At 45.1% G+C, this 15,000-nt stretch carries 12 protein-coding genes; 4 read left to right on the forward strand and 8 right to left on the reverse strand.

From position 1 onward, the window contains the following. Positions 1-1,116 precede the first annotated feature (1,116 nt). Positions 1,117-2,565, reverse strand: coding sequence for a cardiolipin synthase (cls, locus tag MHH56_RS31380; RefSeq protein WP_339205444.1), 1,449 nt, complete (start codon positions 2,563-2,565; stop codon positions 1,117-1,119). A gap of 205 nt (positions 2,566-2,770) precedes the next feature. On the opposite strand from cls, the gene dgt reads away from it, so the two are divergent. Beyond that, a complete protein-coding gene (gene dgt / locus MHH56_RS31385; protein ID WP_339205445.1) occupies positions 2,771-4,087 on the forward strand; it encodes a dGTP triphosphohydrolase in 1,317 nt (438 codons plus the stop codon). Between the two features lie 157 nt (positions 4,088-4,244). Here the strand turns inward: dgt and MHH56_RS31390 are convergent, their stop codons facing one another. Further along, positions 4,245-5,216, reverse strand: coding sequence for a nucleoside hydrolase (locus MHH56_RS31390; protein WP_339205446.1), 972 nt, complete (start codon positions 5,214-5,216; stop codon positions 4,245-4,247). Positions 5,217-5,289: 73 nt separating this feature from the next. Between MHH56_RS31390 and MHH56_RS31395 the strand changes: the two genes are divergently transcribed. Beyond that, positions 5,290-5,445, forward strand: coding sequence for a DUF1540 domain-containing protein (locus MHH56_RS31395; RefSeq protein ID WP_076266302.1), 156 nt, complete (start codon positions 5,290-5,292; stop codon positions 5,443-5,445). A gap of 93 nt (positions 5,446-5,538) precedes the next feature. Here MHH56_RS31395 and MHH56_RS31400 read toward each other — a convergent pair whose 3' ends face one another. Beyond that, a complete protein-coding gene (locus MHH56_RS31400) occupies positions 5,539-6,435 on the reverse strand; it encodes a M15 family metallopeptidase (RefSeq protein ID WP_339205447.1) in 897 nt (298 codons plus the stop codon). Between the two features lie 340 nt (positions 6,436-6,775). Here MHH56_RS31400 and MHH56_RS31405 point away from each other — a divergent pair, with 340 nt between their 5' ends. Next, positions 6,776-8,638 carry an LTA synthase family protein gene (locus MHH56_RS31405; protein ID WP_339205448.1) on the forward strand — a complete coding sequence of 621 codons (1,863 nt, stop codon included), beginning with the start codon at positions 6,776-6,778 and terminating at the stop codon, positions 8,636-8,638. A gap of 75 nt (positions 8,639-8,713) precedes the next feature. On the opposite strand, the gene bcp is transcribed toward MHH56_RS31405, so the two are convergent. The 5 genes from bcp to MHH56_RS31430 all read right to left on the reverse strand — a co-directional run bounded on the left by bcp (position 8,714) and on the right by MHH56_RS31430 (position 14,179). After that, a complete protein-coding gene (gene bcp, locus MHH56_RS31410; protein ID WP_339205449.1) occupies positions 8,714-9,184 on the reverse strand; it encodes a thioredoxin-dependent thiol peroxidase in 471 nt (156 codons plus the stop codon). A gap of 14 nt (positions 9,185-9,198) precedes the next feature. Next, positions 9,199-9,879 carry a VOC family protein gene (locus MHH56_RS31415; RefSeq protein WP_339205450.1) on the reverse strand — a complete coding sequence of 227 codons (681 nt, stop codon included), beginning with the start codon at positions 9,877-9,879 and terminating at the stop codon, positions 9,199-9,201. Between the two features lies 1 nt (position 9,880). Further along, a complete protein-coding gene (locus tag MHH56_RS31420) occupies positions 9,881-10,939 on the reverse strand; it encodes an asparaginase domain-containing protein (RefSeq protein WP_339205451.1) in 1,059 nt (352 codons plus the stop codon). A 222-nt stretch (positions 10,940-11,161) separates the two neighbouring features. Next, positions 11,162-12,493, reverse strand: a complete 1,332-nt coding sequence (locus MHH56_RS31425) for a sugar ABC transporter substrate-binding protein (protein WP_339205452.1) — start codon at positions 12,491-12,493, stop codon at positions 11,162-11,164. A gap of 135 nt (positions 12,494-12,628) precedes the next feature. Then, a complete protein-coding gene (locus MHH56_RS31430) occupies positions 12,629-14,179 on the reverse strand; it encodes an AraC family transcriptional regulator (RefSeq protein WP_339205453.1) in 1,551 nt (516 codons plus the stop codon). Positions 14,180-14,375: 196 nt separating this feature from the next. Here MHH56_RS31430 and MHH56_RS31435 point away from each other — a divergent pair, with 196 nt between their 5' ends. Continuing rightward, positions 14,376-14,987, forward strand: coding sequence for a PadR family transcriptional regulator (locus MHH56_RS31435; protein ID WP_339205454.1), 612 nt, complete (start codon positions 14,376-14,378; stop codon positions 14,985-14,987). The last annotated feature ends 13 nt before the right edge of the window (positions 14,988-15,000 follow it).

The raw sequence follows: 15,000 nt of genomic DNA on the forward strand, positions 1-15,000 counted from the left end.
AACTACTGATTTTAGACTAAGTATAAATTGAAGGTCGAAAACGGTCAACCTCATGAGCTTTCCTTTATCCTCCTTATTCCAAAAGGCGGCTCAAAGCCACAACCAATACTAGACGAAACAATATGGAAGCTCATTAACTTTACACAGAAGCCACACGCTATCTACAAAAGCACCTCGCAAAAAGTTGAAACGAAACCCAGAAGTCTTATTTGCTTCAATTTCACACTCTTGCAAACGTAACGAACCCAGATAACCCTATTAGCCTCCAAAATCAATGATTCAACTCATTTTTGAGCGTATAGCGTTCTCTAAGTTCGTTAGAATTCAGATTATGCCTAAATCATTATAATAACGACTTTTGAGTTCGTTAGAGGCAAGCATGAACTCCACTCATCATTAACTTCGACTTCTACGCTCATTACAAAAATGGTGACGGACACAGAAGTTTCTGTTTGAGGTGTATGAAGTACAGGTTGAACGCTGGCGGGCATAATAGTCAATGTTTTGTCGCGTTTACAGCTCTTGCAACCATTTCTACACCCCCTACCATCATGCGCAACTTCACTCACCATGATCAACAGCTTATACTACTTTAAGATGCAAACCCTCCCCACCTCACTCGCAAAATCACACCTAAAAAAACAACACAAAATTTTTTGTCGAATTAAATAATCTGAATATTTACAAAATTCAAATAAAGGTGTATACTAAGCCTATCTTAAACGAGAGGGGATAGCCCATTGAAGTAGGTTAGCGATGCATGTCTCATAATCTCGGGAAGGAGCATTCAAGCACTGCCGGACATGCTGGGACAATAGCGAAGACGGATGTAGTCGATCATATGGATGAGAAGTACTTACAAGCAACAAGGATTTGAAACAAATCGAAAGGAAGTTGATCGAGGTCAATAAAATGAGGATCGAAGTCGATAGGTTTGTAACAAATTCGAAAGGACGAAGAAGAGGCAAACAGCGGATTGGAGCGTTAGAATAAATTGAATAGTTCTCTACCAAGCACGTGAAGGGCTTCTGGTTATCTTAGATAAGCAGAAGCCCTTCTTATGTGCGTCTATAGGCTCGGACTGATTTGCGTCTATTGGATTAGACTGATGTTTGTCTATAGGATTGGACTGAGAAGTCTGGAAATTGATTCTTTCAATCGATTGATGATTGGACGATTAGCATAAACTTGTTCCGTTAACTGCGTGCAATGTTTGACATCATCTTCAAAAATGCGTTGCAGCTTTGCCGATGTCTGCGTATCATAGATAAACGCATTCATCTCGAAATTAAGCTTAAAGCTGCGAATATCGACATTGGCTGTTCCAACGGACGCCACCTTGCCGTCGATGACAAGCGTTTTTGCATGAAGAAACCCTTTCTCGTACATATAACATTTCACTCCGCCTGCGAGAAGCTCTCCCAAATAAGAATGAGTTGCCCAGTATACAAAGAAATGATCCGGCTTGCTCGGCAGCATAATACGTACATCTACCCCAGACAGGGCAGCGATCTTCAGCGCGGTCATCAAGCTTTCATCCGGTACAAAATATGGCGTTTGTAAGCTGATTGTTTTCCGAGCTGAATAAATCATTTTGATATAACCATTTTTAATTTGCTGATATTGCGTATCCGGGCCACTCGCTACAAGCTGCATGCCAATTGTTCCCGTATCATCGCTCATAATTGGGAAATACAGCTCGTTAAGCTCAATTCGACCGGAAGCCGCTAAATTCCAATCCATCAGAAACTGCGCCTGCATCTGCAGCACGGCATTGCCGCGAACTCTAAGATGTGTATCCCGCCATTCGCCGAAATGCTCGTTTAATCCTAAATATTCGTCCCCGATGTTGAAGCCGCCAATATAACCGACTTGTCCGTCAACGATAACGAGCTTGCGATGATTGCGATAATTGATTTTTAAATTCAAATAAGGAATTCGCGATGGGAAAAACGCCGCTTCCCTGCCGCCTGCTGCAATCAACTCCGCAAAATAACGCTTCGGCAAGCTTGAGCTTCCTATATGATCGTACAAAAACTTGACTTCTACGCCCTCCGCCGCTTTCGCTGCCAGCGCCTTAACCAATCTTCTGCCAAGCTCATCGTCTCGGACGATATAATAAACGAGATGAATATGATGCTGGGCTGATTCTATATCCTTAAGCAGCGCATCAAACTTCTGATTGCCCTCCGTGTAGATCTCAACCGCATTATTGCTCGTATATACCGCATAGCTCGTTTTCAGACTCATATAGATCATGTCTTGATAACTTCGCATCGCCGGATCATTATATACAATTTCATCTTCTCGCAGCTGGCGCATTTGCCTCTCGACCGTATGCTCGATAATGCGCTGACTATCGCCCAGCAGCTTATACAGCTTTCTTTTACGTACCTTCTGCCCTAATATTAAATACAAAACAAAGCCGAAAACGGGGATGAAAAAAAGAATCATCAGCCATGCCCAAGTTGTACTTGCGCTGCGCCTCTCTAGAAAGATAACCGTAATCGCCAAAAAAATGTTTAGCAGCATAATAATTGCAGATGCATTTTGCATTATAACCATCCGTATTATAGCACCTCAGTTTTATGTTAAAGCTAATGCGATCATACTCCAAGCACGGTGTATGTTCAAGCCTCATTATATGCTACAATTCAAGCAACAAAGCATTTTTCCTAATTTAAGACGTAAAAAAACCTATCTACAACATGTACTAGATGAGCTAATATATTTCAATACTACCCGCATAAACGGCACTGGAGGACTTACGATGGACATACGCAAGCTTAGATTGGACGAGAAAGCGCTCGGTACTTTAAGCGAGGAGCGAGATGAGTATGAACGAGATTATGCGAGACTCATTCAATCTCCCGCCTTTCGCCGCCTGCAAGGTAAATCACAAGTATTTGGCGCAGGTACGGGCGATTACTATAGAACAAGGCTAACTCACTCTCTCGAAGTGTCGCAGATTGCACGCGAGGTTGCTCGCAAGTTAGGCAAACAATATGATTTCCTTGCACGCAAAGAGCATCCGGGGCTCATATTAGATCCCGCTGTCGTCGAGATTGCCGCGATCGCGCATGATTTGGGTCATCCCCCCTTTGGACACAAAGGGGAAGAAGTGCTCAACCATTTGCTCATGGAGGAGTATGGCATACCATACGAGGGCAATGCGCAAAATTTTCGAATATTGATGTTTTTAGAGAAAAGGGCAGGAAGCGGAAGCGGCCTTGATTTAACTGCAGCTGTCTTGCTTGCTATTAATAAATACCCTTTTAGTCTCAGTGAGCCTGGCCGTCTAAAAGGGCTATACAGCACAGAGTGGGGAGAGATTGAACAGCTTCGCCATTTATGGAAAATTCCAGAAGGTTGCTCAACATTGGAAGCACAGCTCATGGATTTATGTGATGACATCGCTTATTCCACACATGACATCGAAGACGGCATACGTGCAGGTAAAATCCAAATGAATCGCACTTTCTTTGAAGACAGCAGACTTATCGATCATGTTGTTCAGGAAATTGTCGAGGATAAAGGCAATACCGGAATCGGCTGGGGTGAGGTCGATATCCCTGCGATGGTGAAGCGTGTACTCGTCTCCTATTTCGAGCAGTGGCAGGAGCTGTATGCAAGCTGTGATCGCGAAGCCTCGCGTACAAGGCGGGAGATGAAAGCGCGCTGGGTCAGCTTGTTTGCAAGCAAAGTCGGCATTATAGACGATACATCGCGCAGCTGGAAAAAGGTCACGTTCGTCAACAATGGGCAACAGGATATCGAGTTACTCCGCACGATGGAGATTTTGAAGAAGCTTGCATGGGTAACACTCATTAAGGATTTCCGTGTTCAGCGCTTGCAGATGCGCAGTGAAATTATGATAAGACGGTTATGGGACAGCTTCAAGGTTCAAGAATCTGGTCGCCTTATCATTCCGCCAGACTGGATAGAAAATTACGAGATCCATAAGAACAAATGGAGCTGGCCGCGATTTGTTGCGGATTATATTTCGGGTATGACCGATGCTTACGCCGAGAAGGTATACGCCGAGCTTTATGCCAGCAAATCAGGTTCAATTTATGAAATGGATTAAACAAGCTAAAACGCCTTCGGCGTCCTTCTGACACTGAAGCAGCTTAGACCGTGAAATATAAGCTAAGTATGAGAAAATAATATACTTTCTTATATTTTAAAAAAAGCGCAGCCTTGGATGAGTGTAACTCATTCGAAGCTGCGCTTTTTGTTATGGTTTAGTCTTGCTTAACATTGTAGCTAACCGCACTTGCAGAAAGGTCCGTAATATAATCGAAGAATCGAACAGGATCAACATCATACACAAGGCTGACCGGGCGACCGCCCTCCACTTCCACCGTACGGCCTTGACTAGGTCCATCCTTAATCACGCCGCTGTGTACCGTCTTAATTTCCACGAGATCCGGGTTGCCGACAACAGCTGTCGTAAGCACATCCCACAAATAATATGTCGAGTTCGTCTCCATATAAACAAGTGGAGGACATGCAGCGTAACATTGACCGACAAAATCTAGTCCTTCATGCTTGCGAAGCGATGCCCAGCGGTTGCGTACATCCATCGTAAGAGGTACTTTGTTCGTGCTCTCAAGCGCAACAAGCAAAATCGGAATGCTGCTTGCCCATACGCGGTGCATAGATTCAGGGTCCCAGAAGGCATTCCATTCTGCGGTTCCGTCATGCTCAGGCTCTTGAACATTGCCCTTCTCATTAAACGTGCCGCCCATCCATACAAGCTTCTCAATCTTCGCTTCCACATCCGGAGCTTCATCCAGCGCTCTTGCTAGGTCAGTAAGCGGACCTGTAAACAGCAAAGTCACCTTCTCATCCGATTTGCGAAGCTGTTCAATCATATGTTGATGCGCTGGCAGCGCAGATACTTTCGTGTTAATCGTTCCTGATTCATTTAAAATAGGCAGCGCGTCCACAAAAAACGTATGCATACGCCATTCAGCAGGGAATGGGTTTACACCGCGTGAATTTGATCTAGCCACTTCAAGCGATTTATTTTTGACAGGGTCGCCAAAGCGGTCAATGATTTTGCTGCTGGCTTTGATGCCAGGCTCCAAATAGCCGTCGGCTGGAATAACGGATACCCCAAGCAGATCAACATCTTTCATTTGCAAAAGAAGAAAAAGCGATACCAGGTCGTCTACACCGGCGTCATGATTAAAATAAAGCTTAACTCCCATATCTATCCATCCTTCCTGAGTATAAAACGATATATCGTTTGTCCATCCTATATAGAGAGGAGGTGAATTGTCAATGGCTAAGGATGTACTGTGCGAAGTGAATTCATGCAAGTTCTGGGCAGCAGGTAATCACTGCGGCGCCTCTTCTATTTATGTGGTCAGCAATCGCGGCAAGCAAGCCAGCAACTCCGAAGAAACAGATTGCAAAACGTTTGAAGCAAAGATCTAACGAAGGGCATTACCAATAGCAAGCAGCGCAAGCGACTATCCTTTATGAACAATAAGGCTTATCCGAATATAGCTTGCGCTGCGCTATTGCTTCTTATTTTGTAACAGGAACCGCGTCAAAATACTCTTCCAGCACTTCTCCGCTCTTCGCCATCTCAGTAGCCACATCCACACCTACATACCGCAAATGCCATGGCTCATATTGATAGCCTGTAATCTTTTCTTTGCCTTCCAAGTAACGAATGATAAATCCGTACTCATGTGCATACTTCTCAAGCCACTGCGCTTCCTTTGTATCTGCAAAACAATCGGCAGCCGCACACTTGCCGTCACTACCCGACACATCGATCGCTAGTCCCGTTTCATGCTCGCTTGTACCAGGTAGAGCGCTATAGGTTCTTGCCTTTTCGAGTCCATCCCTCTTCACATAGCGATCAAAGAGCGTTGTTTGCGTCTTATGCGAGCGATAAGCGGATACACCGGCCAATTGGATGTTGTCTTCCTCAGCGGCTGCAAACAGCTTCTCAAGCGCTGTAGCTGCATCCTGTCTCATCAAGCGTTTTTCAATTTTCTCTGCAAATATAAACCGAACGTCAGGATAAACTAAATCCGTGGGATTGTATTCCTCCGGAAGCTTGTGCTGCTTATTCACAAGCACCGCGATATCCTCTGGTTTAGCAATAACGACCATTCCGTCTTCAGTCTGCTCTGCTTTTCCTGTGCCAGAGCCCTTGCCGCCATTACCGTTATTGCTTGAGTTAGGCTTATCCGTAGCTATGGGCTGTCCATCTGTTGGAGTTCCGCCGCTCGGCTTATCCGTAGGCTCAGAACCTATGCTGCCCGACACTTCCCCGCCGTTAGCGGAACCATCAGCGGAAGCTTGCTTTGGCGGAATCGTGGTTGTCTCATCCTTATTAAATAAAGAGTAACCAAACACCATTCCTGCGCATACAATAATAAACAGCAGCAGCCTTCTTCTTCTTTTTTTCATGATAAGCCTCCAACATAATTTTTTACATATATTTCATGTAATTATACTTGTAATCATGGTTTGTCTAATAGCATCTAGTTAATAGACTACTAAATCAGCAATAATGTTTCAATCTAATAGCTTGGAAATGTTGTAATGAATAGGAATAAACAAAAATCCTTATAAATTTGTTATTTACAATAAATTATGATTGGACATGGAGGAGCCTTTTGCCTTTTGACATTCGACTATAATTAGGAGCATAATGGATAAGAATTTACAGAACGAACGTATATTATGATTAGCGGCCTGGCTGCCTCTGTGAGATGGCCAGTTTTTGCTGTGAAAGGTAGGCGGTTATATGACATTTTTAACTCCAAAACGATTATTAAGCACTCGTCCCATCCTTTTCTTTTCATTTATCATGCTTCTCAAAAGCTATCTGGCTTGGATGGTCATTTTCGAGGATGGTTTTTCGTGGACTACTATTTTAAAAGAAATTCCGTTTGTCCTCATTGTTTATTGTCTCATAGAGTGGTTCGCTTCGAAACGTAAACTTATTTACTATTTAATAGCAAATCTAGTAATGACACTCATATTATTTGCCGTCATTATGTATTACAAGTATTACGGCGTTATTGTAACCTATCTCGCTCTAGAGCAGGTAAACCAAGTCACCGCGGTAAAAAATAGCGTATTTTCACTGATGGACCCTTACTACTTGCTCATCTTTATCGACATTATCATTATGGCTGTGCTGCTGTTCAGGCCTAAGAAAGCCGTGAATTGGAAGAAACAAAGCTCCGTCAAGGAAAGCAAACGCCTTGTCCTTGCCCTGTTCAGCATTTCAATTGCGCTTTGCTTGTTCAATATTTTGCCTAACCGCGCCAGCATGAATGAGATCGTCAAAGCGGAGCAAATGGGCATACTCAATTACGAGGCTTATATGATTTTCAAAAACAAAACGATTGACTTTGTTGATCCAAATCATATCACGCAAGAAAAAATCGATTCCGTCAAAAAGATTGAAACACCTGCAGCTCCGCAGCTGTGGAAAACAGCAGCAGGCAAAAACGTCATCATTATTCAAATGGAGTCATTTCAAAACTTCCTCGTCAATTTGAAGATTGACGGAAAAGAGATTACGCCTAACATTAATAAGCTGGTCAACGAAAACTATTACTTCAAGCATTTCTATCAGCAAGTCGGCCAAGGCAATACATCCGATGCGGAATTCGTCGTAAACACGTCTTTCTATATTCCGCCACGCGGCGCAGCAACGATGATTTATGCCGACAAAGAGCTTCCGAGCTTGCCGAAACTGCTGAAAGCAAACGGCTATGATACAACTACGTTCCATACGAATGTTGTTGAGTTCTGGAATCGCGGCGAGCTTTACAAAGCGCTTGGATTCGACCGTTACTACGATCAGAAGTTTTTTGGAGATGAAGATACCGTATTTTTTGGTGCTTCCGATGAGCAGCTTTACAAGAAAACAGCTGCTGAAATGTCACGCATGAGCGAGAATGGCAAACCATTTTATTCCCATGTTATTTCGATGACATCACATCACCCATTCACCATTCCTGCTGACAAATACAAAATGACGCTCCCTGAGCGTTATGAGAAAACTTTTGTTGGTGATTATATCCGTGCACAAAACTACGCTGACTTCGCCCTTGGCGAATTCATTGCAGATTTGAAGGAACGCGGCATTTGGGACAACAGCTTAATCTTGTTATACGGTGACCATCTCGGCCTTCCAGTGTACTCGCTGGATCGTGATGACAAAGCGCTTATGGCTGAAATTTATGGTCATGAATATAGCTACACCGATATGATCAACATTCCGCTCGTTGTTGCATCGACAGGCGTAACTGAAGGCAAAGTATTCGATCAGCTTGGCGGTCAAGTTGACGTATTGCCTACGATCGCGAACATGCTTGGCATTTCCTTGGATGATCATATCCACTTCGGCCAAGACTTGTTTAATCAGTCGTATAACGTATTGCCACAACGTTATTATCTCCCGACTGGCTCATTCTTAAGCAGCAAAGAGCTATTCATGTCAGGCAGCGGATATGAGGACGGCAAGCACTATTCCTTAGCCGGAGACGGCATTACGGAGCAGGCTGCGACAGAAGATGAGTATCAGCGTGCATTAGAGCTCCTCAACTTATCTGACAGCTATGTTAGCCAACTGCCTTCGTGGAAGACCAAATAATAATAAAACTAAAAGGCTCCCCTTGAAGCGAATATCACGCTTCGAGAGGAGCCTCTTTTTATGCAAATGAAAAAGCTAGCTGCTTTTTACCGCTTCAAGTACTTCCTTCACATGTCCATCTACGCTTACGCTGCGCCATTCCTTAACAAGCTTGCCCTGTTCATCAAGCAGGAAAGTCGAGCGCTCGATACCCATAAACTCCTCACCGTTCCAGCTCCGCAGCTTCCATACGCCGAACAGCTCCGAAACCGTATGCTCGGTGTCAGACAGCAATAGGAATGGCAGCTCATGCTTGTCTACGAATTGCTCATGGGAGGCAAGATCATCTGGGCTGATTCCGATTACCTCCGTGTTGTTCGTGCCGAACTCGCCATTAAAGTCACGAAAATCACATGATTCAGTCGTACAGCCAGGCGTCATGTCGCGCGGATAAAAATAAATAACGAGCTTCTTGCCTGAGTAATCCGCAAGCTCAACTTCTTTGCCATTGGATGCTTGCAGCTTAAAATTCGGGACCTGGTCCCCTACTTTTAAATGTTCTCCCATCGTTGAATGCTCCTCTACTTTTTATTTTCAATCAACAAGCCTTGCTCGCCTTCCACCAAGTACAGCTCACCCAGCCCGCGCACGGTCACAACAACTGGGAAGCTCTCTGCGGTTTTGTTCGTAAAATGCCAGCGTCTTCCTTTTCCAACCACTATAAATATACCATTATCATCGCCGATTGGATTGAAATTGTCATTGCGCGTCCTATAGGTCATGATGCCAAGCTCTGCAAATTGATCGACTGCTGTAGGAACGTCGCTGGTCGTTATGCCAATTTCACTGATACAAAGAATGTCTTGCTGCGGGTCAAAGGGACGGTCAACACCGTTATCCATCGTATGGCGAGCAATCAGCTCTAAAATATTACCCGACGGGTCTTCAAAATAAACAGAATGCGAGTTCCATGATTCACTATACGACACATCCTGACCTGCCTCCGTACCAATCGGAACAAGCGCTTCGATCCACTTTTTTGCTTCCTCAAGCTTATTCTCTGGAATCGTAAAGGCAAAGTGATAACAATACGCTTCAGCAGCTTGATCACCAGTCTCTTGAAAAGTCAGCTCGCTCCAGCCTGCCTGAACGGTAAAGCTGTCCTTCTCGGAGCGAATAACCGGCAATGCCAGCACATCCCTATAAAAAGGCAAAATGCTTGCTGCTTTTTCTGTCAAAAGCACCAGCTTTTCTATAATCATTTTACACCTCGTTATGTTCGTGATACAAAACACTTTCCGTTACGAAAGCTTTTGCCTGTGCTTTATCATCATATAGACCATATGCGAGCATGAGCTTCGTTATTGCAGCCTCAACCGATAGCTTCTCAATTACAATGGCACCCGCTTCAATAAGGCGCAGTGACGACGAATATAGGGCTGCCGAACGATCTCGGATCGGACATATGTATACATCGATGCCAAGCTTTTTACAGTTTGCAATAAACGCAGGAAGCGAGTACGGCCCTGCTTCTATTGCGCTTGCAGTACCCGAATGATGCAAATCATGGAGGATCGCCTTCGGCCGAATCGTTGTAAAATCATACAGCGAATAATTCAAGCCCGGATATGGCCGAATATAGACGATGCTGGAATCGAGCTTAAGGGTGTCCGGCTCCCATGCAAACGACGCTTTAGGCTTAGTACTCAGCGCTTCCGGTCTTGGATTTCTCTCATGCTCCAGCCAGTTGAACACTCGATCTGCCATCTTTCCGTACGGCACGCCGTAGGGGCTGCCGAATTGATCCGTAAAGGACATCGCTTGCGTAACTCTAGTTGCTAAGTAAACAAGTGCATCCCCTTTGTCATCCTCGTAAACGACAAATACGCCCGGCAGCTGTGCATCCACTACAAAATCGATTGCATTTGCAAAATTACGGCGCCCATTGCTTCTTTCATCGGCAACCGGGTAATTGCTGGCGGTCAGCACAATTGGAATTTTTGTATCTGTGAACAAATAACCGATCATCGCTGCGCTATAAGCCAGCGTATCCGAACCATGGGTGATGACTATCCCAGCATACGAGTCGGTATCTATCCCATGGACAGCCTCTGCAAGCGCAATCCAATCCTCGGTCGTCATGTTTTCACTTAACAAGTTAAGCGGCTGTATCGCATCAAGTCTAACATCATCGCGCTGCTCAGCACTGTTGATATAATCATCTATAAGCGAATAAGATCCCGCGTCATTAACATCGATGCCGTTTCCCTGCTTTTTGCTTCCAATGGTCCCGCCTGTAAAAACAACCAATAACTGCTTCACTAATGTTCCTCCTTATTGTCTTGCAATCGCTAGCCAGCGATAAAAAAAGATAACTTCTACTATCGTATATGCGGCTCTGCACTCTGGTCAAGGCACAAGCTCTATCCTTACATGTTGCCCTGTGCAACTCGCTTCATACGAGATCACATCGCCTATCCATCCAATTAAAAAAGGAGGTGCTGGGCATTTGAAACTAACATGCCTACAGCATCCTCCAGTCATTTAATCTCGCTCCTGTTTTCCTTGCTTCCGCCAAAAATCATCGAACTGCTTAAGCAATTCCTCCGTAGAAATGATATTCATCAAATGTTGTCGACCCAAATCCGTTCCCATTTGAAAAAATTGACTGTAATTTTTATAATAGCTCGGTTTTTTTACGCCCTGAAACCGATCGGGGTCATTTGCCATCAGCATATAAGGGGCATACGGTCCTGTAGAATACTTTTCCTCTTCAATCGTATTGTTATAGATGGATATAACGCCTGAGGCATCAGCAAAGGCACGATTGTTCTCAATCGATGACAAATAGGAAATGAATTTCCAAGCCTCATCCTTATGCTTAGACTGGGAAGCAATCCCCCAGCCGGCTGCACCAACGTTGTAATGAGAGATCCCATCAGGCCCTGTAGGCAAAGGGGCTGTTGCCCACTGGCTGCTCTCCAGCTTTTCCTTGATCATCTCTATCACGTCTGAGTCTTGGATAAGCAAAGCCGCATTGCCGTTCACAAATGCTTGAACCTGTTCATTAAAGCCCCAATCTATGGACGCAGGATCTGAGATCTCTGTATAAATCTTCTTGTAAAGCTCAACAGCCTCTGCTGCCCGCTTGCCTGAGAATATCGTCGAGCCATCCGTATTAAACATGGAATCGCTTATATCGACGTTCTCTCCGTTATAGTCCTGAACGATTGAAGACAACGTATTAACGGCACCACTGCCTCCTCGAAAGGAAAAGCCGTATATCCTCTCCATCGGCTTCGTCAATTGCTTGCCGACAAAGAAGAGCTGCTCCCATGTTTCTGGCACTTGCAGCGCCTTGGCATCGAACCAATCCTTGCGATAATAAAGCTGCACTTGATAAAGACTGCTCGGAATATAATAAGCAACATCGCCTGCATCTCTAGACATCAGCTTTGCATTATTGTTAAGCAGCATATAATTGCTCCATGATGAAATATAACTCTCCAAGCTGGTTATCAGACCACTTTCCGCAAGCTGATGTACCGTAACGTCCCGCACCTCAACAATATCAATCGCTTGGTTCTGCTCCAGCATCGTCAAGATCGTCTGATCAGCGGTCTCGTATTCTGACGAAACTCTCACAATCTCAATGGTTGGATTGTCGAGCTCAAATTGTGCAATCAATTTGTCTAATTCCACTGTCCGTAGCGGCGTCATTAGGCTCTCAACAATTTTTAAAGTCACCTTATTCGGAGCTGGTGTCTGTTCAAGCGGTTCCGGACTATTTGGATTAAGCGTACAACCGCTTATGAAAGATATCATGATAATTAACGAGAGCGGGTATAGTGCTTTGCCCATTTGATTGAGCTTCATAAATTCCCTCCCGATCATAAAGTAATGATGCATAACCATTACTTTATTTATCGGCTACATGCGCTTCAATCAATACAGCTGACCTCTTCTTTTTTTTTGCAGAATACCACAGATAAAATGGAACGAGCGCCTCATTTATTGCGCGCAACTCATCAAATGCCTCACTGTCTCATCGATGAGCCCATCGTGGACGGTCGGATTATAGTTCAGCCGGTCGTGATAGCCGATAAAGATACATCTTCTGCGTGCATCCTTTTCCCTCAATCGGCGCCAGCCCTCCTCCAGCTGATTGCAATAATCACGGGAAGCCTCCGCTGGTACGAGGAAGAGAACGCTGCTGCAGCCTAGTTCAGCGATCTCCCTTAGCGAGCTCGTATCAAGAAATCCGATCTGGTGTGCCGATTTCGGATAGGTCATTTGCAAATCGTCATAAAAAAGGTCCTTCATCTTGCGGCGGCGCGGGCCAAATATTCGAAAGCCCGTTTTTCCGGCATGAACAATTAAGATAGGCTCATCGCCTAGACTATTTTTGAGCTGCTCACGCGCGTTTTGCACCTTCATCTCATAATAGGACAACCAGCGCTCTGCTACGGTGGACAAGCCTAATGCATTACTTATCTCAAGCAGCCGCTCCTTCCAGGAATAAGCCTTCCAATCGAGCATTAGAACCGGAGCGATAGCCGAACATGCCGCGTACATTTCCTCATCCAGCATACCTGCCAATATGAGATCCGGCTCCGCTTCACGCAGCTGCTGGAGCACCCGTTCATGCTGATGAGTGCTCAAACGAATAAAGGACAAGCAAGTAGGCATTCCGATAGCTGATAGGTCGCCCGCGAACACAGATACAAGCGTGGCTACTCGTTTCTTCGCAAGCTGGGCATATTCCGTAGGAGCCAGTCCCATATGTTTCTTAAACAGCCGGCTAAAATAGTACTCGTCAGGATAGCCGACGGAATGGGCCACGTCGACGATGGAAGAGGACGTACCCGAGAGCATGCGCATAGAAGCATCGAGCCTCAGCTTGGTCATATATTTAAGCGGTGTAAGTCCTGTATAACTGCGAAAGGCTTGATAAAAACGGCTTGTACTCACCCCTGAGGATCTTGCGAGCTCCTCCATATCCATCGGTGTACTTAACTGCTCAATCATAAACTGCTTGGCTTGCTCGACGTAGCCAATTAAATCAGCTTCGGTCTCTCTCGGCTGCTGGACGGACTGAATGAGCGCAGCCACCATTGCATAAAGCTGTGATTGCAGCTGATAGTATAAAACCACATCATCAGTACCGCAGTCGCTTTGAAAGTCCTGAAGCCAGCTTCTCGCCTGCGGCAGCCTCAGCAGTTTTAATCCCATACTGTCTCGGTAAGGGAGCATCTCCGCGCCTGCTGCTGTCGAACCGCTTCGGAAGCGAATAAGTACGATTTCAGCTAGATGGTTGCCCTCATTAAGCAGCGTACATTCACAATGGGACGGAATGAGAAACAGCTCACCGCCAACGGCTTTTTTAGTCGTGTGCTGCCCCTTCTTCACAATGGAAACTTTTATTTTATGTTGAAGCACAAACGCAAAGCATTGCTCCTCTCGATTGTTCAACTGCATATGGTGCAGCGACGGGAGCTTAACTTCCTCCGTGCCAATATAGAACATTTCACCGTACTTTGTTTGATTCGGTTGCTGCGACATGCGCGCTCACATCCTTGATAAACAATATTATTTTATAAATTGTAAATAATAATAATTATCATTGTCAATGCTGTAAGTAGAGTAAGCTTATTCCAAATGACAGTTGATGAGCGATCCCTTACGTTTCACTTCACCCTCAAGCATTGAAAAACAAAAGCTTTCCTTATCATAAAGATCGAGGTGACTTAACTTGAAGATGTCTACTAACGATGTTTCCAAAGAGCATCATCAACATAGCAAGGAAGAGCCTAAAGTCAATCCGCGCAGCAGCAAGCGTTATTTTGGCCGCGGCGGCGTGAAGGCTGCACTTATGAAGCTGCTCATCGACCAGCCAATGCACGGCTACCAGATGATGAAGGCTCTAGAGGAGCAATCTGGCGGACTTTATGTACCCAGTGCCGGCTCCATTTATCCCACGCTTCAAATGCTTGTGGGATCCGGCTTCGTCTCCGTTCGCTTAGAGGATGGCGCCAAAAAAGTCTATAAAATTACCGAGCAAGGTCGTGCAGCATTACAGCTGCTTCCTGAGAAAACAAAGTACAATAAAGCGGAGGGCAGCAGCCCATCGCCAAAAGCCGAATCGTTCCGGAATGAGAAAATTCGGATTAAGCTTGGATTATCGATTGAATCCTTTAATCTGCTTAAGCTGGTAACACGCGCCGAACAAGAAGCATCCGCAAGCAAAGAGCAAGCAGAAGAGCTGCAGCGTCTGTTAACTGAGCAGCAGCAGCAAATCAGCGCCTTTCTCGATGGGTCCGTGAAAAATGCGAATGCAGCTATAGTTCCATACGAATTGGCCGGACGTTAAGTAACAAGAAAAG

Origin of the sequence: Paenibacillus sp. FSL K6-3182 (assembly GCF_037976325.1) — a bacterium.
In the GTDB taxonomy this organism is placed as follows: Bacteria; Bacillota; Bacilli; order Paenibacillales; family Paenibacillaceae; genus Pristimantibacillus.